The sequence below is a fragment of the Rhizobium sp. Root1203 genome (assembly GCF_001424945.1).
Classification (GTDB): Bacteria; Pseudomonadota; Alphaproteobacteria; order Rhizobiales; family Rhizobiaceae; genus Rhizobium.
In genome coordinates this window covers 186,624-206,116 of record NZ_LMCW01000068.1, presented here as the reverse complement: position 1 = coordinate 206,116, position 19,493 = coordinate 186,624, and the positions used below count along the sequence as shown (strand labels likewise).

The window sequence follows — 19,493 nt, the reverse complement described above, 5'->3', positions numbered from 1 at the left end:
CCTGCCCCCGCAACCAGAATCTTCAAAGACACCCAAAACAAAGCTCCTCCGCCTAACCGTCGAGGAGCTTTTTGCGTTTCTCCTCCGGGGCAATCTCGCCTGAGCTTGACGTGCGCGCCGATTTCGGTCGTTTACACAACCCGCTTTAGTTCCCGTAAGCAGACAGTCTGTCTTGAATGGTTCGGGAGCCGCTCCTATTCGCCCATGCCAGCGATTTTTCGCTGTTTTTATAACTTTTTGGGCGGGTCGCATAACATGATTGACCATTTGATGCTGAGTTGCAATTGTCCGCACCGAGGTTGCAACCTGCGGCGAGGCCTAAAGCATCATCAGAGTGGGGCACGGAATGAAACTGAAATCATTGTTGGCTACCGTTTCCTTGTTTCGGCCTTGACCGGCGCAGCCTCCCGGTCTTCGGGATGCATTCTCAGCCAATTGCCTGCGCCGATTGGGCCTCGAGGCCGCAGGCTCATGGCGCATTCAGACACGGGAGAATATCATGAAGATGAAGACCCTTCGCGCCCTGGTTCTGCAAACGGCGGTGCTCGCGGCGATCCCAAGTTTCGCGCTGGCGCAATCTGTACTGACCAAAGCAGAACGAACGAGCGAGAGCATGGAGCCGGCGCTTGTCCATGCCGATCAGACGGCTGCAGCGCAGAAGAAGCTGGACGAACTGATGGCCCGCACCGGCCGACGGCCGAATATCGTCTGGCTGCTCATCGATGATATGGGCTATGGCGATCCCGGCGCATTCGGCGGCGGGGCAGTGATCGGGGCTGCCACTCCCAACATGGACAGGCTGGCCCACGAAGGCCTGAAGATGACGTCGACCTACTCCCAGGCGACCTGTACGCCGACCCGCTCCGCCATCCTGACGGGGCGCCTTCCGGTGCGCACCGGCCTGACGCGACCGATCCTTGCCGGCGACAAGATCACCAAGAATCCTTGGGCGGACGAGACTTCGCTACCGAAACTGCTTGGCGAAGCAGGATATAAGACTGTGCTTTCGGGCAAGTGGCATGTCGGAGAAAGCGAGGGCATGCGGCCGCAGGACATCGGTTTTGACGAGTTCTACGGCTTCTACGAAGCCGAGAAGGAGATCAGCCAGGGCGTCGACAAACGGCGCTATCCCGATCTGGTCCTTAATCCCGAGCGACTGGAAATGCTGCGCAAGACCGGGTCGAGCACGGCGCTCGTTCACGGTTTCAAGGGTGGCGAGACCAAGGACGTCGCGCAGATCGACAGCATCGAGAAGATGGCGGAAGGCGACCGGATGCTGAAGGAATTCAGCCTCGAAAAGATCAAGGAACTCGCGAGTGGTACGGCACCATTTTTTCTTGAACACGCCTTCATGAAGGTACATGCCGACAACTTTGCGTCTAAGGCCTTCGAGGGCAAGAGCGCCAGCAAATATCCCTACAAGGACGATGTGGTAGAGGTCGATGCCTATATCGGCGAAATTGTTGGTGCGCTGGACAAAGCAGGCGTTCTCGACAACACCTTCATCTTCGTGACCTCCGACAACGGGCCGCAACTCGATGGTTGGCCGGATGCAGGTTACACGCCGTTCCGCGGCGCCAAAGGCTCGGCCTGGGAAGGCGGCGTGCGGGTGCCCGGGATCGCCTACTGGCGTGGCGTGATCAAGCCCGGCCGAGAAAGCGACGACCTCTTCGACCTCATGGACCTGTTCAATACATCGCTTCATCTGGCGGGCGCCGCCGACAAGATCCCGACCGATCGCTACATCGACGGTATCGATCAAACATCCTTCCTGCTGGCAGACGACGGCCGCTCCAACCGCGAGAAGGTCTATATCTGGAACGAACAGGATTTCATGGCCATGCGGATGTACGAATACAAAATCCATGTGAAAGTGGTTCAGGAGCACGCCCAGTGGCTCAATATCGACATGACCACCGTCAGCGACGTCGGCCTCGCGCCCTGGCTGTTCAATCTCTACATTGATCCGAAGGAGCAATACCCGGTCGGCCACCGCATGAACGCCTTCCTGGCCTCGATGGCCGCGGAGATGAAGGCCCATGGCGCGACGTACAAGAAGTATCCGCCGAAGAATATTGGCCTGGGGCAATGAGCTAGTCCGGCAGTCCCGTCAGGGAGAATCGGTTCAAGACCAAACACACAATTGGAATTACAACCAGGAAGAATTCCATGGTTGATTGCACCTTTGTGGCGTGCAAGCTTGACTTGCCAAATGGGGCCGCGTTTTGCTCTCTCAAGAGACAGAAGGATAGAAGGATGAAAGTATTCCATCGATCATGGACGGTTCATACGGTTCTCTTATCACTGGTAACCTTTGGGACCGGTCCGGCATTTCCCAAAGACTCCGATGTCGGGCAAAAGGACTGGCAAGCATGCATGGACAAGTCTGACGGTAGCAACGCGGCGTGGGCCGGCTGCGGGCAGGTCTGGTTGAAGCAGGAAGACGAGAAATTGAACTCGGTCTGGAAAGAAATCTACGGACGGAGCACGGGGCAGACGAAAACCGATCTTCTGGCCGAGCAGCGCCTCTGGAACACATACAAGGAAGGTTCGTGCCAGATTTACGCGAACGGTGACTGGGGCGCGGAACGGATGGTGCTGGATTACGTTACATGCCGGGCAGGTGTAATCGATCAACGGATCACCGACCTCGAAAGCTATCGCGACCTTTTCAAAGGCAATTGAACGGCCGCTTAGACCTGTCATTTTTTCTTCTGACGCTCCCGCATGGGAGCCGACGGCAGGATTGCGTCCCCATAGTGGTCATCGAGCCGCCGGCCGCCGTTGCTGCAAAGCGGACATGACGCAGTGACAACGCGGGCCGCAGTTGCGCCAAGCCGCCATTCCGCCCGATGCGGGTGATTAGATCACGAATTCCTCCTCGTACGTCTGTGGCTCGGGCACGACACTAACCTCCACCGGAACGATCCAATTGGCCGCGTAGCTCTCGCAGTCGGAACGCTGGAGGTCGGGCTGCACGCACCCCGCCCCATCGATCGCGCGACATCGCAGGCTATATCGCCCCACTTCTTCAGGGGTCCACATGTACTCCCACAAGCGCCATGCAAAGGGACGTTCTGATTCGAGGAGCCTTCCCTCGCGCCAGCCCCTACCATCTCCGGTGCAGACCTGCACCTGCCGGATAACTGCCTCTCCGCTCCAGGCGGCTCCGAAAATCCGATACGGCTGGCCGGCGATGAGACGCGCCCCCTGCACGGGACGCGCGATCTGCGCTTTGACCTCCATCTCCGCGAGGGGGACCAGCCTGGGTTCCCCGAGGCTGCGCTCCCAACGGAAATAGTCGCGCGCCTGCCAGTAGCCAAGGAACGGTTGTTCCACAACCGTGATTTGCGTGATCCACTTGACCCAAGCCATGCCGAACCAGCCACCCACGACCGCGCGCAGCGGGTAGCCGTGATCGCGCGTCAACGGCTCTTCGTTCATCGAATAGGCAAGGATCGTGCTGTCAGCGATGGCCTTCTCAAGCGGCAAACTGCGCGCAAAAGCGATGGGGCCGGGAGAAGCCGTTTTCCTGTTCGTGTCGACGACGCCGCTGTCCGCGCCAATGAGCAGAACCTCACGTGCGGTGCGCTTGACGCCCGCCATGTCTAAAATCTCTCGCAGAGAAACACCTGTCCACGCAGCATTGCCAACGGCTCCGTTCTGCCACTGCAACCCCTCCTTCGGTGGCACATAGTAGACGCGGCCGTTTCCTGCGCACTCGACGACGGCGGTGAAAGTGGTGCTCCGCATCGCCTTGATGCTGTCGAGGTCAAGTTCGATCGGCCGCTCCACCGCCCCGCCAACGCGCAATCTCCAGTCTCGCGCATCGAGGTCCGGCGAGGGGAAATGGTTTCGCACGAAGAACGACTCGGTTGGGATCAGCCAATCGGAGAGCGACGCAAACGGAAACTCAATGTTCGGTGGGGATTTCTGTCGAACTATTGGACTGGGTTGCTCTGGTGTCGGCATCGTCCTCGTCTCCCCTTCCAAGAGCACAACGTTGGCACTCGGTCGCGCGAATTCCGGCTCATCACACCGCCCCTCGCAGCGTGTCTGCAGCGTTCCGCCTTCGCCGCAGTCTAGCACATACCGCACGTTCCTCGGATCGACCTCGAACGACAGCAAAGGGTCCGAATGCTGCTATAGGCCCACGTCTCTTTCGCGCCCACTTGTCGTTCAGGCACTACTGCTGGAGAAGACCAGCAACATATTGTTGCTAGGCATCTCAATCGTCTCGCGGAGATTAAGTCCAGCGGCCGCACCCACTTGTTCAAGATCAGCGATATCACGCACACCCCAAGATGGGTTGCGCTCCTTTAGAGCCGCGTCGAAAGCAGCGTTCGAGGGGGCGGTGTGTGCACCGTCGCGCATGAACGGGCCGTAGAGAAGAAGAAACCCACCAGCGTGAAGCAAACGGCCAGCTCCTGCGAACAATCCCAAGCTTGCCGCCCATGGCGCGATATGAATCATATTGATCGACACGATGGCGTCAAAATGCCCCGTTTGTTCGACGCCCCATTGTCCTGAGCACACATCAATATCCCGCGGTGCCAGCGCATTCTTCAGCCGCGCGAATTTGATCCAGCCAGACGTGCTGGTGCGGGCGTCGGCATCCGGATCGCTCGGCTGCCAGGTGAGGTTGGGCATTGCTCCCGCAAAGCACACGGCGTGCTCTCCGGTCCCGCATCCAATCTCCAGCACGGCGCCATGTGTTGGAAGGACACGTTTTAGGACCGCGAGGATCGGTGCCGAATTTCGCGCAACAGAAGGCGAGAACATGCGCTGGTCGGCGCTTACGTCGCGCTGTTCCAGCGCAACAGGCGAACGGTCCTTCTTCTCTGGGGGCATTGGCCTTGAATCCCCTTTGGGCGATGTCTTCCACCTTATAGCTGAAATGATGGGACTGAAACCAAGGATTTCGGACTTACGAAGGGGGCGTCGGCGCGTGCGTTCGGCCGAGGGGACCGAACGTCCTCTTCGCGTCAGATCACGCGCCCGCCAGGCTCAAGGTCTGCTTTAGAAAATCGGAGTCCGGCAGCCGACAGTCCACTGCCGCGAAGAGTTTCGGGCGCCGTCAGGCGTACGAAAGTCCCCGAGGAAGGAACCCGCGGGCCACGGTCGGAGGCTATGGGGATTTCAGATTTCCGCCAGTGCCGTTGGTGGCGCGAGCGCCATCAGGAAGCGGCAGGTGGATGGGGACAGACGATTTTGTTGTGCCTTTGCGTCGTGTTGTTGGCACGTCGCGCGGCGGGACGCGCCTCCTTTAATGTCGATCATCAGCATAGACTCGTGTGGGTTCGTTGCCTGAGGCTGAGTGCCCGCGGCCGGAGGCCCGATCATGCGATGCCGGGTCATGGGGTGGTCTCCCGGTTCGGTGTGGTTTTGTCCGGCGGTCCACGCGGCTGCCTCCACCGTTCGAACATCTCGATGATAATCATGCGTCCGCCGCAGCAGGGGCATGGCGGGCGGAAGTCATCCTGTTCACCTGGTACGCCGTCATCGACCGGTGCGGCGACGTGGAGGAGTTCACGCGCGAGCGTGAGGCTGGTCTTGCGGGCTGAGCCGGCGAGCAGGCCGTAGTGCCGGATACGATGGAAGCCACGCGGCAGGACATGGATCAGGAAACGGCGGATGAACTCATCGACCGCGAGCGTCAAGATCTGCTGCCGGTCGCAGCCGTCGCGGCGGTAGTCTTTATAGCGGAAGGTTACGCCAGAGTTGTCGAAGGTGATCAGGCGGCGGTTCGAGATTGCGACCCGGTGGGTATAGCGCGACAGATAGGCAAGAACCGCCTCGGGACCCGCGAACGGCGCCTTCGCATAGACCACCCAGCGCTTCTTTCGGACCGGCGATAGATGCCGCAAGAATGCCTGCCGCTCGGCGAGATGAGCAAGGGCGCCAAAAAAGCTGAACCGCCCGGCGTCGTACAGACCGACCAGTCGGGTGAGGAATAGTCGTCGAAACAGTTTGCTGAGTACGCGTACTGGAAGCAGAAGGCCGGGCGCGATGATATCCATCGGCTTCCGTCTGGCGTGATGCCGCCGCCCGGAACGATCATGTGCACATGCGGATGGTGCGTCATCGCCGATCCCCAGGTGTGGAGCACGGCGGTGATGCCGATACGCGCGCCGAGGTGCTTGCGATCGGCCGCGATGGTCAGCATCGTCTCCGACGCCGCCTTGAACAGCAGGTCATAGACGAGCGCCTTGTTCTGGAACGATATGCCGGCGACCTCGGCCGGCAGCGTGAACACGACGTGGAAGTAGCCGACTGGAAGCAGATCAGCCTCGCGTTCGGCAAGCCATGTCCGTGAGGCTGCGCCCTGGCACTTTGGGCAATGCCGATTGCGGCAGGAGTTGTAGGCGATCCGCCACTGCCCGCAGTCCTCGCAGGCCTCGACGTGACCGCCGAGGGCAGCAGTGCGGCAGTTCTCGACCGCCGACATCACCTTCAGTTGCGGCAGGCTCAGATGTCCTGCATGCGCGCGCCGGTACGCCGCCCCGGCAGCACGGAAGATGTCGGCGACCTCGACAGAGGCACGCAAGGTTCAACCGTCGGGGGAGGCTTCTCCCGGCTTGAACAGGCCGAGCTTGTCGAGTGGACTCGTAACCGTGCGGACCGTCCTGGTCGCCACCTTGGTGTAGAGGGCGGTGCTGTTTAGCTTGGCGTGCCCGAGCAGGACTTGGATGATCCGGATGTCGGTGCCGTCCTCCAGCAGGTGGGTAGCGAAGCTGTGGCGTAGCGTGTGCGGCCCAACCCGCTTGGCGATGCCGGCGGCCTGGGCCGCCTCAACGACGATGCGATAGAGCTGCCGCGTGCTGATCGGCTTCATGGCGTGCTGTCCGGGGAACAGCCAGCCGTCGCGGTGCATCACACCCTGCTGCCGCCCCACCTTCCACCACTGGCGCAGCAGGGTGAGTAGGTCCTCCGAAAGCATGGCATTGCGATAGCGCCCGCCCTTGCCACGTTCGACGCGCAGCAGCATCCGCTCGCTGTCGACGTCGGCGACCTTCAGCATGGAGACCTCCGCAACACGTAGGCCGGCGCCATAGGCGACCGACAATGCTGCCTGGTGCTTGAGGCAGGTGGTGGCATTGAGTAACCGGGAAACCTCGTCGCGGCTCAGCACCACAGGCAGGTTCCGAGGATGCGCCAGCCGGACGAGCCTGCGCGCCAGGTCCGGGCGGTCGAGGGTCTGGGTGAAGAAGAACCGTAGCGCCGACACGATGCTGTTCATCGTCGGAACGGGAACGCCATCCTCCTGCTGCTCGATCTGGAACCGGCGCAGGTCGTCGGCGGTTGCCGTGTCTGGTGAACGCCCGAGGAAGGTTGCCAGGCGACCGATGTCGCGAAGATAGTTGCGCTGCGTTTCGCGTGAGAAACGTCGCATGTTCATGTCGTCGATCAACCGCTGGCGCAGAGGGCTGACGGGCGTGTCGAGATGGGGGTACTGCATGGTCAGGCTCCTTGTTGAAGAGGCTCGTCATGCTCCGCCCTTGCCGGACGACGTTCAACCCAGGCGCGACCTCCAGCCTGTGCCCACTATTTCAACCGCAGGCGCCCTCCCGCGCAGCGGGTTCGTTCTCCGGCCCCAGTCATTCCGGTTAAGGCCAGGCGAATTCGGCTCGGGACGAACCGGAAATGACTTCCGCTTCGCCCGGTCCGATTTGGGCTAGAATATATCCGGCAACTTCAAACCAACTTCATCCCGCCATCAGTATGAAGTTCGATCCCATTGACGAAGCTTCCTGAGTCGGAGGCGAGAAAGAGTGCGGCGCGGGCCAATTCCTCCGGACGACCCAAACGGCCAGCAGGGATGAGAGATGCCATGTGATCTTCGAATGCGGGACGTTCGGCTTCCGACACACCGAGCTTTGCGAGAATTTCGGTCTCGACTGGTCCAGGGCTCAGGATGTTGACGCGAATACGTCGTGACTTGAATTCGATCGCCCAGTTCTTCGCAAAGGCGGCGACGGCGGCTTTTGATCCGGCATAGACCGTATGGTCCGGCAGGACCTTCGTGGCTGCGAGCGAACTCGTGACGATAATGCTCCCCCCGTTGCGGATCAGCGGTGCGATCGCTTGCACACCGAAGAACACGCCACGGGTATTAATAGTGAAGTGCCGGTCATAGTCTTCCGGCGTCACATTGGAGGATGCGGCAAGATTGATGACACCCGCATTGGCCATGTAGATGTCGAGACCACCAAAGCGGCTTTTCACGGTGTCTGCCAGCTTGTGATGATCCTCGAGATTGGCGACGTCGCCTACGAAACCAATGGCCGAATGGCCGATTTCATGCACCACTTGATTAACGAAGTCCTGCCGCCGGCCGGTGATGATGACTTGCGCTCCTTCTTCTGCGAACAGTTGGGCAGTCGCCTTCCCGATACCGCTATTGCCCCCGGTGATAACGGCGACCTTGTCTTTAAGTTGTTGCATTGTTTATCTCCTTTCAGCTTGAGAAGAGATAGACGCCGTCGGTCCGCCTCGTTAGATCATGGGCGGGCACATGATTTGTGCCATGGAGTCGCAAATGCCGAACCTGTTGAACGAGACGCGGGGATTGACGGCTTTCGTGCGAACGGTGGAGGCGGGCTCGTTCAGCGCAGCCGCGCGGGATCTAAACACGACGCCTTCCGCCGTGTCGAAGAGCGTGGCGCGGTTGGAGAAGAAGATTGGCACTCGCCTTTTCCTGCGTTCCACTCGTGCCCTTACGCTAACTCAAGACGGTCAGACTTTCTTCGGACGGGTTGCGCCGCTGTTGCGCGACCTGGATTCCAGCGACGAGGTGATCGGATCCGGCGCCGCGCCTTCCGGCCGTCTCCGCATCAGCATGCCCAATGAGCTCGCTCCTCTGCTGCTCCCACGTTTGTTTGCCAGCTTTGCGGCCGACTATCCAAACCTGCATCTCGATATCGGTCTTACGGACCGGTTCATCGATCTGATCAGGGAGGATTATGATGTCGCGTTGCGCGCAGGTATTCCCTCAGAGGGAGATCTCATGGTTCGCCATCTGGCCGACCTGCCGATGGCCATCGTGGCGTCGCCGGATTTTGTAAGAACCTGGGGCAATCCCCCCACCGCCGAAGCCTTGGCGGCTTTGCCCTTTGCCCGCTATGCGTTGGGCGGAGTAACACAGCCACTGCGCTTGGCTGACGGAAGCGGCTTTATTCCCTCAGGTCGGGTCGATTGCGACTCCGGCGCCGCACTCATGCAGGCCGCGCTCGCCGGGCTAGGCGCGGCCTATCTTCTTCGATGCCTGGTCGCTAGGGAACTGGACGACGGCACGCTTGTCGCGCTCGCCCCGGAGACTGCGCTTTCCAAGCTGCCTTTCAACGCCCTGCACGCGTTTGGCCGTACGCCGCCTTTGCGCGTAAAACTGCTCTGCGACTTCATGGCCCGCGAGGCAAAGATCATCGAAGCGATCTGAGGAACGCATGTCATGGCGAACACGGGTATTGGGCGCGATTCGGATAGCGCGGAGGCGTGGCTCCGCCTCGTCTACATGCCGGATCCTTTGCTTCAAAATCCGGCCCCCTCGGCCGCGCGCATAGCGGGGGGAAGCGTCTCCCATGCCCTGATCAGTTCGCCGATGGAGCCGGCTTCCATCTTGCGCATGACGTTTGCTCGATGCAGCTTGACAGTGACCTCGCTTATACTCAAGTCGAATGCGATTTGTTTGTTGAGGCGCCCGCGTGCAACTTCTTGCAGGATCTCGCGCTCGCGGTTCGTGAGCGTCTCAAGCCGTGCGAGATTGCGTTTGACCACCAGAGCCTCGGCCCGTCGGGCAGCGTCGAGCTCAATGCCGGCGATCACGGCGTCAAGCAGCGTCTGGTCTCGCACCGGTTTGGTCAGAAAATCGACGGCGCCGGCCTTCATCGCTTGGACGGTCATCGGAATATCGCCATGTCCGGTCAGGAAGATGATCGGCTTGGTATTGCCGCTCTCAGCCAGATGGTGCTGTAAATGAAGCCCGTTCGCCCCCGGCATGCGCACGTCTAGGATCAGGCAGCCGGGGCGGTCCAAAATATCGGCGTCGAGCACTTCTCGCGTCGAGGCGAAGCTGACGGGCTGGAATCCTGCCGAGAGGATGAGCTCCGACAAAGCCTCTCGTACGCTCTCGTCGTCATCGACGATAATGACGCAGGGTTCGCTCGTGTGCTCTTGATGCTGCTGCAACAATGCTGCTGATTTACGGAACGGCTGGTCAAGTCTCATGTCACCCTCCATTTCTCGATTTTTGCAAAGCCTCTGCTATGGCGAAGAGCAGGGCAGGGGCATTGAACGGCTTGCGAAAAAAGCCGCTGATACCCTGCGCGCGGCTCTGGTCAGCGATTTCGTGGCGCCCGGTGATCAGGAAAACCGGGAGGTCTGGACGCGCCTTCCTCACGATGTCACGAAGTTCAAAGCCGTTCGTGTCGGGCATGCCAATGTCTGTTATCAGCACGTCCAAGTCCGCCAGGCCCCGGATAAGAAAATGCCCGGCCGACCGGAAGCAGCAGGCAGCATAGCCAGCCGATTCCAGGAGTTCTTCCAGCGACTCGAGCAGCCTTGGATCATCATCGACAACCGCGACGATCGGTTTTGTCTTGTCCATCGCTAATTTCCTCCAGCCCGTCGCGAGTGCGTAATCGGTATCGCCAGTTTCTCGGCGATACGCACGAGGTCGGCTAGAGACGCTGTTTCCATTTTCTGCATCACATTCCTTCGATGAATCTGCAGCGTGACTTCGCTGATCCCTAGTTCGGACGCTGCCTGCTTGTTGAGGAGACCACTGACCACAAGCGGCAGCACCTCGCGTTCCCGTGGCGTAAGTTCCAGATACCGCTGCCTCAGTTGGCTCAGTTCAGCGCGGCCCGATCGTTTTTGCCGATCCTCGGAAATCGCCGTGCTAACGGCGGCCATGAGGTCGGCATCGCTGAATGGCTTGGTAAGGAAATCCACTGCGCCATGCTTGATCGCCCGTACCGAGGACGGAATATCGCCGTGTCCGGTGATGAAAACGATTGGTGGATGATCGCCCTCGGCGATCTGCCGCTGTAATTCTAGGCCGTTGATATCGGGTAATTCGACGTCGAGGATCAGGCACGCGGGAACATCCGGCTTCTCGGCGTTCACATATTCGCCCGCCGACCCGAAAGCGATGGCGCGCATACCGTGTGACGCCAAGAGTTCGCCGAGCGCCTCCCGGATACGTCCATCGTCGTCCACGACGAAAACAACATGGTCATCAATCGTCATGGCACCGCTTTCATTGCAACCGGTAAGGTGAAAATGAATCTTGCGCCCTGCGGTTCATTGTTTTCAGCCCATAGACGCCCGCCATGTGCCTCGACAATCGATCGGCAGATGGCGAGACCCATGCCCATTCCATTTTCCTTCGTTGTGAAGAAGGGTTCGAAAATCCGTTCGGGACATTCGATGCCATGCCCCCGATCGCTGACTTCAGTCTGGACCTCGTGCGCCAAACGATGTGCATGCACCTTTAGAAATTTGTCCGCTCCAGCAAAATCCATCGCATCCATGCCGTTGCGGATGAGATTGATCAGGACCTGCTGTATCTGAACGGAATCCAGTGAGACGGGTGGAAGGTCGCTTTCGACAGAAATTTCCATGCGAACGCCGCGCCGATTCCCCTCCTGTGCCATAAGGCCTCCCGCCTCGCGAATGATGCTCGCCAGCGTCGCGGTGTTCCTCGTCTCCGTGGATTGCCTGAATAGGGCGCGGATGCGGCCGACAATGTCGGCCGCGCCGTTTGCATCCCGGATCATCCGCTCGGCGACAGTCTTTGCGCGGTCTACATTCGCGGGCTCGACCGACAGCCAGCGATGGCATGCATGCGAATTGGCGACGATGGCGGCCAGCGGCTGGTTCACCTCATGAGCGATAGATGCCGAGAGCTCCGCGAGACTTGCAGCCTGAGATGCGACCGCTAGTCTCTCCTGCGTTCGGCGTAATTCCTCCTGCGTGCGCACGTCGTCGTCGATGTCGAAACTCACGCCGTACCATTGCAGGATGCTGCCGTCTGCATCGCACAGCGGTTCAGCGCGACCAATGATCCAACGGTAGGCGCCATCGGCTCGACGCTGCCGATATTTCATTGTGAAGGTTTCGCCTGTCGCGAACGAGTGAGCCAGCGCCTGACCGACCGAGGCGACATCTTCTGGATGGACGGAGTTTTGGATCGCCATCTGCAACCGGGTGGTATCGGACGCTTCGAGATCGACCAAGGTCAGGCCGACATATTCCGCGAGCCTCCTGTTCAGATAGGTGGGCTCTCCGTCCGCAGCGGCGGCCCAGATTAGCGTCGGCAGCGCATCGACAAGCCGCCGCAATTGCTTCTCGCTCTCTCGAACAGCCTCCTGTGCGCGCATCTCGTCTTCGATATCGATCGAAACCTGGTACCATTGCACGATCGCCCCGGACGCATCGCGCAACGGCTGCGCGCGCGCCTCGATCCAGGGATAGGCGCCGTCCTTATCGCGCCGCCGAAAGCGACTCACGAAAGGCGTTCCAGTCGCAAAGCCATCCAACGCTCTCCGCAGCATGTCCGGAAGATCGTCGGGGTGAGCCAAGTGCCGGGCCAGCGCCTCGAAATCCTTGACGTGATCCGGCGGTACCCCGACGGTTTCCAGATATCGCCTGCTGGCCGAGGTGAGCTTGCCCACGGGATCGTAGCTCAGGATGTTGATGGGCACAGCGTCGATCATTTGCTCCAGTTGCTGCTTGCTGTTTCGTAGCGCTTCTTCACTCTGCAACTGATCGTCTATGTCGTGGCAGAGACCGTACCATTGAGCGATGCGACCGTCCTGATCTCGCATCGCTTCGGCGCTGGCCGCCATCCACCGATACATGCCATCAGTTCGACGCATCCGCCATTTCATGGAAAGGGGCTCACCGCTGGCGAACGAGCGCCCGAACGCTTCCGCAACGCCGACGGCGTCATCCGGATGAATAACGGTCTCAATGAATGCGTTGAGCCGGCTTATGTCCGGCCTATCCAAACCCGCGACGTCCAAGCCGAGGAAATCGATCAGTCTTTTGTTGAAAAAAACAGGCACCCCATCGGGGGAGATCCGCCAGAGGTAACTCGGGACCATGTCCACGAGTAGCGACAGTTCGCGCTCCCGGCTGCGCAATGCAGCTTCTGCACCCTTCTGTTCGGTCAAATCGAGAATGTAGGCGACCCCTTGCCGAGACTGCCCCTCGAAGCAGGCAGCCCCGATCAATACGGGCACACGGCTACCATCCTTCCTGAAATACTCCTTCTCACGGGCTTGCATCTTGCCCGTGGCTGCGAGTTCTTCGGCCTCCTCGCGGGCATACACATCTTGCCAATCGGGAGGCGTCATATCGAGCCATCGGAGCCCGGCTTGCACGTCCTCCCGTTCGTGCTGGACCATCCGGAGAAACGCGTCATTGGCATCGATCAGTGTTCCGTCCAGATCCCATATGACGATGCCGATAATGTCCGAATCTATCAGCCGTCGGATTCTGGCTTCGCGCTCGGCAATGTCGCTATAAAGGCGCGTCTGATCGTCAATGTCGTGACTGAAGCCGAACCATTGGACGATGCCGCCCCGATCGTCCCGCATCGGCTCTGCGCCCGTGTCCACCCATCGATAGACCCCGTCGGCGCGGCGCAAGCGATATTTCATCGAGAAGCGTTCGCCAGTCGCAAATGCATGCGCGAAACCAGTGGCGAAAGCGGCCGCGTCATCGGGATGAACGGCAGCTTCGATATAGGCTTCCATGCGACTCGTTTCCGGCCGATCCAAAGCCGATACATCGAAACCAAGAAATTCGATCACACGCCGGTTGAAGAAGTTTGGTTCTCCATCCGCAGTCAATCGCCATAGAAAACTCGGGACCATGTCAATGAGCTGCGACAGCTCCCGCTCCCGGTCGCGCAATGCCTCCTGCGCGCGTACTTCGTCATCGATCTCGACGGAGACGGCGAACCATTGCAGAATGGCTCCGTCTTCGCCGCGTAGCGGTTCAGCCCGGCCATCGACCCAGCGATATACACCGTCTGCGCGGCGCATACGATACTTCAAGGAAAAGGGTTCGCCGGTGGCGACAGATCGACGAACCGCTTGCAGAAGGACGGGTGCGTCTTCCGCGTGGACAAGGGTTTCTATGTTGGTCACCAGCCGGCTCATGCCCGGCTTGCTCAACTGTTCTAGGTCTAGCCCGAAAAAGTCGGTCAAACGCTTATTGAAGAAGGTCGGCTCACCTTCTGGCGTTAGCCGCCTGATATGGACCGGAACCATGTTGACGATTTGCTCCAGCTCCCGCTCGCGGTCACGGAGTGCCTCGATACTCTGGCGCAACGTAACCAGCGCTAGCTGGTGCTGACGCGATATGGCGGCCACGATGAGTGCCGAAAACGCTGAAATCGCCAGGAAGAGCTGCAACATGATCTGTCTATGGCGCTGGGTCTCGGCATCGCCGACGAATTGGCTTGCGCCAGATACCGTGAATATCGCCGTTATGAGCGCGAGGAGGGCGAGAGTGACGGCGGCTCCCTTGAACTCGAAGCGCACGGCGGCCCACAGCAGCGGCGGCATGATGATGTAGGCAAATGGCAGATAGCCGCTGAGCGAGAGAGCCGCGACGCCAAGAAAGATGAGTCCGAGGACGGAGCCCTCCACCCATCTCGCGGCGGAGTATTCCGCCTTTCCGTGCCAACTCTGGAACACCACCAACGCCAGAGGGGCCACGATCAGAACCCCGGTGGCATCCCCGATCCACCAGAGGGGCCAGGCTCCCAAGAAAGTTTGTGAAAATATTCCGAACCAGGCAAGCGTCGCGCTTCCCACGGTCGCGCTGACCATCGGCGCAATTCCGGCGCACACCAGTATAAAGACGACAACCTCCTGCAAGGTTTCGAGTCGTACCGGCCGCTTCAGGGTCCGCCTGATGAGCCATGCGCCGACCAGCGCTGCAAGTGCGTTACCGGCGTACATGAGCAAGGCAGCAGGGAGCGGACTATGGAACCACAGTACATTGCCCAACAGCTCAGCGAGACAGCCCGTCAGCACCCACCACGACCAGCTCCCGACAGGCGCGATGACCAGGGTGGCAATGAAAAGCCCGCCCGGAGGCCAGATAGAAATGCCTGTTCCAGGCACGATCGCGAGTGCTTGGGCGAAAGCACAGCCAAGAACATACGCCACAAAAAAGAGGCTCAGATGCAAGAGGTGGGGGCGGTAGGACCAGAGGCGCGTCATCGGCTGCTCCTGCAGGGCACAGAAATCCGTGGTCGCCAGCCTGCGCGTTGGAGTGGTTATCAGATCTCGGCGCCGCGACCTTGTTTCCCACCCTAGTCGAGCCACCGCACGGCTTCAACTTATGGAAATCCATGTAGTAGCGCCGCCGTCGCCGCGCCGCGTTTGCTAAAGAGATAGAGCCCCTCCGGTTGTTCGTCCCTGCCAGAGAGATCAGGATCACGCGGGCTCGGCGCCAGCGTAGCCTCAGCGGTGGCGTTCATGCTTCACTCCTTGGGGTTGGTGTGCAAGTGCCAGACTGGGAACGCGGAGCGGCGCTTGCCGCTCCGTAAACGGCGGCAGGCTCAGCCCTTGATAAATGCGAGCAGGTCGGCGTTGACCTTATCCTGATGCGTGGCGGTGATGCCGTGCGGTGCGCCTGGATAATAGATGTCCTTGGCGCCCTTGATCAGTCGTGCGGACTTGACGGCCGAATCCTTCACTGGAACGATCTGGTCGTCCTCCCCGTGCAGGACGAGGGTCGGGACATCGAATTTCTTCAAGTCTTCCGTGAAATCGGTTTCGGAGAATGCCTTGACGCATTCATAGGCGTTCAGCAGGCCCGCCTGCATGCTCCAAAGCCAGAATTGGTCGAGCGTGCCTTGAGAGACGTTTGAACCAGTCCGGTTGGCGCCGTAGAACAGCGGGGCGAGATCGCGGTAGAATTGAGAGCGGTCCTTGACCAGCCCGGCGCGGATCGCGTCGAAGGCTTCAATCGGCAGGCCCTCGGGATTGGTCGCCGATTTTACCATGACCGGCGGTACCGCGGCTATGAGTACGGCCTTGGCGACGCGCTTCGTGCCATGGCGGCCGATATAGCGGGCGACTTCGCCGCCGCCGGTGGAGTGGCCGACGAGCGTCGCGTCCCTAAGGTCGAGCGCTTCGATGACGGCGGCCAGATCGTCGGCGTATCCGTTCATGTCGTTTCCTGATGTCGCCTGGCTGGAGCGTCCATGGCCGCGCCGATCATGCGCCACGACACGGAAACCGTGCTGGGCGAGGAACAGCATCTGGCCGTCCCAGGCGTCGGAGCTCAGCGGCCATCCATGCGAGAAAGTAATGACCGGGCCAGAGCCCCAATCCTTGTAGTAGATTTCGGTGCCGTCCTTGGTGGTAATCGTGCTCATTTGTTGTTTTCCGTGGTTGAGGGGGGTGGGCAGGGACTTCTTGTCCGTGGCCTTGGCCGTCGCGACGGCGGGAGACGCTGCTGCGATACCGGCGGCAACGCCCTAGAGGAGGGCGTCGCGGCGGGAGACGCTGGGGTTGGATGGATTTGAAATATCTTGCATTCGCTATCCTTCGCAGTGCGGTGATCGTGTGAAGGAAGATGGCGATTAGCGCCGCAGAAGACTATTGGACGGAAGCATCGGCGGACTGTGCGAAAGTTTAGGTGACCGCATCGAACGAATAGAACGTTTGTTCCAGTAGATCGCGATCTTTAGACGCCGGCAGGATGTTTGGGAGATAGGTACTGCGGCACTCGGTCGTCAAAACGCAAAACGCGCGCTAGCGAAGCGCGCGTTTTCTTGGCGGTCATGCAGCGTTGGTTGCCGACAACCGATGCCGGCAAGGTACTTGGCGAGCATGTGTTGCTGGAGTTCCTCCCGCTCGAAGGGCACCTTCATCGCATCATGGATGTCGGGATACCGAGCGGTTTCTTGCCTACGCCGAGCCGGGCAGTCTCTGAAGACGCCGCGTCGCCGGTTCAGTCGTCGAAGGGGGCGTTTGCCACCAGATCCACCGATGAAGCCCCAACTTTGTAGCCAGGAACCAAGCGCTCTCCAAAATCCCGCACAAAGTTGTCGTGCGTTGTTTCGGGCATTGTCGCGGCGATGTGGCAGAAGCACAAGGTCATCCTCTTCTTCATTCCAAGTCGCGGAAACTCCGTGAGGATTGCTTTCATCTCCGACGAAGGAATGGCGCTATATTGCAGGCCGACCACGTCTAGGCAGATGCCGGTCGTGCAGAGAGAGACCTCGGCTTCCTTGTAGAGGGCGATTGACGGCGTCGAATTGAGGGCGACGCAATCCCAGACCTGCTGGGCGCGATGTTTGTCGAAGCCGGCTTCCTGTGCAAAGCTGCGTGCCAAGTCCGCAGCCTCCACCTCGAAGCGACGTGGCCCCGCAAAGCGTTCGTCGAGCGTTATATCGTGCAGCAGCGTGCCGACGGCCAGCACCTCCGCATCGTGTTCGATCATTTGGAGTTGCCCGATCCGCTCGGCAAACAGCCAGGAGCGAACCACGTGGTTGAAGAGGTACGGCTCGCACCGTTCGTGCGCGTAGTCCAAGGCGCGCTCGACGGGCGGCGTCCGTGGGACTGAAATTCCGGCAAGTACCTGCGTCGCTGATGTCGGGTGCATGGGGTCAACCTAGTTGGAAAGATGTGCGGCAAATGGGCCCGACATCTTTCGGGGTTCGTCTACTTTTCGTAAGTTGTCACGTTCTTCTCGTCGGCATCGACGAAGACCATGCGGGTTCCGTTCCGGCTCGGTGTCACCGGCATTCTCGCTGACGCCATCATGGTCGCCAGGAAATTTAGAGAAGCCGACCTGCAACACGTTGGTTCTGACGTATGAGTGTCTGCGACGGGCCGACCTCGGCCTGCGCAGGCCGGCCCGTCCGAACAGAGTTACGTTCTCGGCTGGTAATGGCTGCGCCAGTCTTCGAAGCCGACGCGCCCGAGCCGGGCGTTCCCGACAGGCACGAGCGAGCCGTCGAGCAGTTCGGTGCCGAAATAGAGCGCATGCGGATCGGCAACGACCTGACGGGGGTCGTTCATCGATTTCAGGAACCGGGACGCGATATCGCTGAGGCGAACCTTTTCCGGACCGGCAATCTCGATCGTGCCGTTCATTGGCTTGCCTAGCGCCACATCAGCCATGGCGTCGGCGACGTCCTCCGAAGAGATTAGCTGCACATAAGCGGATGAAAGGTGGATCGCCTGGTCGACCGCGCCGGCCTCGACGATGCCGGGAAGGAATTCGAAGAATTGCGTCGAGTGTACGATCGTGTAAGGAATGCCCGAGGCCCTGATCAGCTCTTCCTGGGCCAATTTAGCGCGCATGTAGCCGCTGGCCGGCAGCTTCTCCACGCCGACGATAGAGAGCGCAATGTGATGTTCCACGCCTGCGGCGGCGCCGGCCTTGAGCAGATTGCGTCCTGCGGTCTGGAAGAATTCCATCACCGCCTTGTCCTCGAACGAAGGCGAATTGGCGAGGTCGATCACAACCTTCGCACCGGCAAGAGCTTCGTCGAGGCCCTTGCCTGTAAGGGTGTCGACGCCCGAATTCGGGGACGCTGCGAGGACGTCGTGTCCCTTATTCCGAAGGCGCTCGACGGTCTTTGAACCGATAAGCCCAGTGCCCCCAATGACAACGATCTTCATGCCTAAATCTCCTTCTCGGGTTACTTGCCTGATCGTGATTGAGAGCCAGGCGCGGCGGTTGCCGATGGCGGGAGAATGCGTCGGCTGGCGCTCCCAGACTAGTCTACGGGGGAAGCGTTCCTCCTCTGCGGAAGTATAGGGAAGGGTATCCGGAACGATGGGGTGTCCGACCTATCCGTATTGCCCGGCTCGTCCGGGCGCTAGCGGGATGCACCATCCGGGCCAGATGCATGGTCCGTCCTATCAGGCATACATCATGTTCCGGGCGAGCCTTTCGGTGTCGACCCGATCACCATTTCACGGAGAGCATGATGACCAAGCGTCTGAACCTACTGGCCAGGAAAAACGGCGGCATCGACGGACTCGTCGCCGTCGAGGCCTGGATTGCTAACAGCTTCGATCCCAGGCTGATGGAGCTCGTCAAGGTACGCGTCTCGCAGATGAACGGATGCGCCCATTGCCTGCACATGCATCGGCAGGACGCGCTTAAGCAGGGCGAGACGGAAGAGCGGATGCTGTTGCTGAGCGCCTGGCACGAATCGCAGCTCTATACGGACCGGGAACGAGCCGCACTCGCGTGGGCCGAGTCGCTGACCAATATTGTGCAGACCCATGCGCCGGACTCGGATTATGAGGCGGCACGCACCGTTTTTTCGGAGGATGAACTCGTGGCGCTTTCGATCGGCGTCGCGATGATCAATGCCTGGAACAGACTGGCGATCGGTTTCCGGCTGCAGCATCCAGCGGATCGCAGGATCGCCGCGTAGGATTGACACGGGAGCTCGCCGGACGAATGGAATCGTCCGGCGAGCCCTTCTTTTCCGACATGCTGAA

The 19,493-nt window shown here is 60.1% G+C and carries 17 protein-coding genes and 1 pseudogene; 4 read left to right on the top strand and 14 right to left on the bottom strand.

The genetic code is table 11. The features are described 5' to 3' along the window. The first annotated feature begins 499 nt into the window (after positions 1–499). Together ASC97_RS31515 and ASC97_RS31510 are read left to right on the top strand one after the other, a co-directional pair. Positions 500–2,092 (top strand): arylsulfatase, encoded by a 1,593-nt coding sequence (locus tag ASC97_RS31515; RefSeq protein WP_244481628.1) that lies wholly within the window; start codon positions 500–502, stop codon positions 2,090–2,092. Between the two features lie 164 nt (positions 2,093–2,256). Then, positions 2,257–2,685, top strand: a complete 429-nt coding sequence (locus ASC97_RS31510; protein ID WP_057472271.1) for a lysozyme inhibitor LprI family protein — start codon at positions 2,257–2,259, stop codon at positions 2,683–2,685. 177 nt (positions 2,686–2,862) lie between these two features. On the opposite strand, the gene ASC97_RS31505 is transcribed toward ASC97_RS31510, so the two are convergent. The 6 genes and pseudogenes from ASC97_RS31505 to ASC97_RS31480 all read right to left on the bottom strand — a co-directional run bounded on the left by ASC97_RS31505 (position 2,863) and on the right by ASC97_RS31480 (position 8,445). Then, positions 2,863–3,861, bottom strand: a complete 999-nt coding sequence (locus ASC97_RS31505) for a sulfite oxidase (protein ID WP_274534190.1) — start codon at positions 3,859–3,861, stop codon at positions 2,863–2,865. A 318-nt stretch (positions 3,862–4,179) separates the two neighbouring features. Further along, positions 4,180–4,851 carry a DUF938 domain-containing protein gene (locus ASC97_RS31500; protein WP_057472260.1) on the bottom strand — a complete coding sequence of 224 codons (672 nt, stop codon included), beginning with the start codon at positions 4,849–4,851 and terminating at the stop codon, positions 4,180–4,182. A gap of 288 nt (positions 4,852–5,139) precedes the next feature. Next, entirely contained in the window at positions 5,140–5,280 is a 141-nt protein-coding gene (locus ASC97_RS34990) for a hypothetical protein (protein WP_156390507.1), read from the bottom strand. Between the two features lie 74 nt (positions 5,281–5,354). Then, positions 5,355–6,547 (bottom strand): annotated as a pseudogene (locus tag ASC97_RS31490) (IS91 family transposase). A 3-nt stretch (positions 6,548–6,550) separates the two neighbouring features. Further along, positions 6,551–7,459 carry a tyrosine-type recombinase/integrase gene (locus tag ASC97_RS31485; protein ID WP_057472258.1) on the bottom strand — a complete coding sequence of 303 codons (909 nt, stop codon included), beginning with the start codon at positions 7,457–7,459 and terminating at the stop codon, positions 6,551–6,553. A gap of 236 nt (positions 7,460–7,695) precedes the next feature. Then, the gene (locus tag ASC97_RS31480) at positions 7,696–8,445 is read right to left on the bottom strand and encodes an SDR family NAD(P)-dependent oxidoreductase (protein WP_057472257.1); all 750 of its coding nucleotides are present in this window, start codon (positions 8,443–8,445) and stop codon (positions 7,696–7,698) included. A gap of 58 nt (positions 8,446–8,503) precedes the next feature. Between ASC97_RS31480 and ASC97_RS31475 the strand changes: the two genes are divergently transcribed. Next, complete coding sequence (locus tag ASC97_RS31475; protein WP_057472256.1) at positions 8,504–9,436, top strand: LysR family transcriptional regulator; 933 nt, start codon at positions 8,504–8,506, stop codon at positions 9,434–9,436. 92 nt (positions 9,437–9,528) lie between these two features. On the opposite strand, the gene ASC97_RS31470 is transcribed toward ASC97_RS31475, so the two are convergent. The 8 genes from ASC97_RS31470 to ASC97_RS31440 form a co-directional block, all read right to left on the bottom strand. Continuing rightward, a complete protein-coding gene (locus ASC97_RS31470) occupies positions 9,529–10,224 on the bottom strand; it encodes a response regulator transcription factor (protein WP_057472255.1) in 696 nt (231 codons plus the stop codon). 1 nt (position 10,225) lies between these two features. Continuing rightward, complete coding sequence (locus ASC97_RS31465) at positions 10,226–10,603, bottom strand: response regulator (protein WP_057472254.1); 378 nt, start codon at positions 10,601–10,603, stop codon at positions 10,226–10,228. A gap of 2 nt (positions 10,604–10,605) precedes the next feature. Continuing rightward, positions 10,606–11,247 (bottom strand): response regulator transcription factor, encoded by a 642-nt coding sequence (locus ASC97_RS31460; protein WP_057472253.1) that lies wholly within the window; start codon positions 11,245–11,247, stop codon positions 10,606–10,608. Then, positions 11,244–15,239 (bottom strand): PAS domain-containing protein, encoded by a 3,996-nt coding sequence (locus ASC97_RS31455; RefSeq protein ID WP_057472252.1) that lies wholly within the window; start codon positions 15,237–15,239, stop codon positions 11,244–11,246. The genes ASC97_RS31460 and ASC97_RS31455 overlap by 4 nt, the downstream gene beginning before the upstream one ends. Positions 15,240–15,358: 119 nt before the next feature. Beyond that, on the bottom strand, positions 15,359–15,499 hold the full coding sequence (locus tag ASC97_RS34400) for a hypothetical protein (protein WP_156390506.1): 141 nt from the start codon (positions 15,497–15,499) through the stop codon (positions 15,359–15,361). Between the two features lie 81 nt (positions 15,500–15,580). Then, positions 15,581–16,402, bottom strand: a complete 822-nt coding sequence (locus ASC97_RS31450; protein WP_057472251.1) for an alpha/beta fold hydrolase — start codon at positions 16,400–16,402, stop codon at positions 15,581–15,583. A gap of 578 nt (positions 16,403–16,980) precedes the next feature. Continuing rightward, entirely contained in the window at positions 16,981–17,634 is a 654-nt protein-coding gene (locus tag ASC97_RS31445; RefSeq protein WP_057472250.1) for a hypothetical protein, read from the bottom strand. A gap of 269 nt (positions 17,635–17,903) precedes the next feature. Beyond that, a complete protein-coding gene (locus ASC97_RS31440) occupies positions 17,904–18,659 on the bottom strand; it encodes an SDR family oxidoreductase (protein ID WP_057472249.1) in 756 nt (251 codons plus the stop codon). Positions 18,660–18,970: 311 nt separating this feature from the next. Here ASC97_RS31440 and ASC97_RS31435 point away from each other — a divergent pair, with 311 nt between their 5' ends. Then, positions 18,971–19,426 carry a carboxymuconolactone decarboxylase family protein gene (locus tag ASC97_RS31435; protein WP_057472248.1) on the top strand — a complete coding sequence of 152 codons (456 nt, stop codon included), beginning with the start codon at positions 18,971–18,973 and terminating at the stop codon, positions 19,424–19,426. The last annotated feature ends 67 nt before the right edge of the window (positions 19,427–19,493 follow it).

Coding starts and splice junctions, on each gene's coding strand:
- ASC97_RS31515 (WP_244481628.1), top strand. CDS start 500: ATGAAGATGAAGACCCTTCGCGCCCTGGTTCTGCAAACGGCGGTGCTC.
- ASC97_RS31510 (WP_057472271.1), top strand. CDS start 2,257: ATGAAAGTATTCCATCGATCATGGACGGTTCATACGGTTCTCTTATCA.
- ASC97_RS31500 (WP_057472260.1), bottom strand. CDS start 4,851: ATGCCCCCAGAGAAGAAGGACCGTTCGCCTGTTGCGCTGGAACAGCGC.
- ASC97_RS34990 (WP_156390507.1), bottom strand. CDS start 5,280: ATGATCGACATTAAAGGAGGCGCGTCCCGCCGCGCGACGTGCCAACAA.
- ASC97_RS31485 (WP_057472258.1), bottom strand. CDS start 7,459: ATGCAGTACCCCCATCTCGACACGCCCGTCAGCCCTCTGCGCCAGCGG.
- ASC97_RS31480 (WP_057472257.1), bottom strand. CDS start 8,445: ATGCAACAACTTAAAGACAAGGTCGCCGTTATCACCGGGGGCAATAGC.
- ASC97_RS31475 (WP_057472256.1), top strand. CDS start 8,504: ATGGGCGGGCACATGATTTGTGCCATGGAGTCGCAAATGCCGAACCTG.
- ASC97_RS31470 (WP_057472255.1), bottom strand. CDS start 10,224: ATGAGACTTGACCAGCCGTTCCGTAAATCAGCAGCATTGTTGCAGCAG.
- ASC97_RS31465 (WP_057472254.1), bottom strand. CDS start 10,603: ATGGACAAGACAAAACCGATCGTCGCGGTTGTCGATGATGATCCAAGG.
- ASC97_RS31460 (WP_057472253.1), bottom strand. CDS start 11,247: ATGACGATTGATGACCATGTTGTTTTCGTCGTGGACGACGATGGACGT.
- ASC97_RS31455 (WP_057472252.1), bottom strand. CDS start 15,239: ATGACGCGCCTCTGGTCCTACCGCCCCCACCTCTTGCATCTGAGCCTC.
- ASC97_RS34400 (WP_156390506.1), bottom strand. CDS start 15,499: ATGAACGCCACCGCTGAGGCTACGCTGGCGCCGAGCCCGCGTGATCCT.
- ASC97_RS31450 (WP_057472251.1), bottom strand. CDS start 16,402: ATGAGCACGATTACCACCAAGGACGGCACCGAAATCTACTACAAGGAT.
- ASC97_RS31445 (WP_057472250.1), bottom strand. CDS start 17,634: ATGCACCCGACATCAGCGACGCAGGTACTTGCCGGAATTTCAGTCCCA.
- ASC97_RS31440 (WP_057472249.1), bottom strand. CDS start 18,659: ATGAAGATCGTTGTCATTGGGGGCACTGGGCTTATCGGTTCAAAGACC.
- ASC97_RS31435 (WP_057472248.1), top strand. CDS start 18,971: ATGACCAAGCGTCTGAACCTACTGGCCAGGAAAAACGGCGGCATCGAC.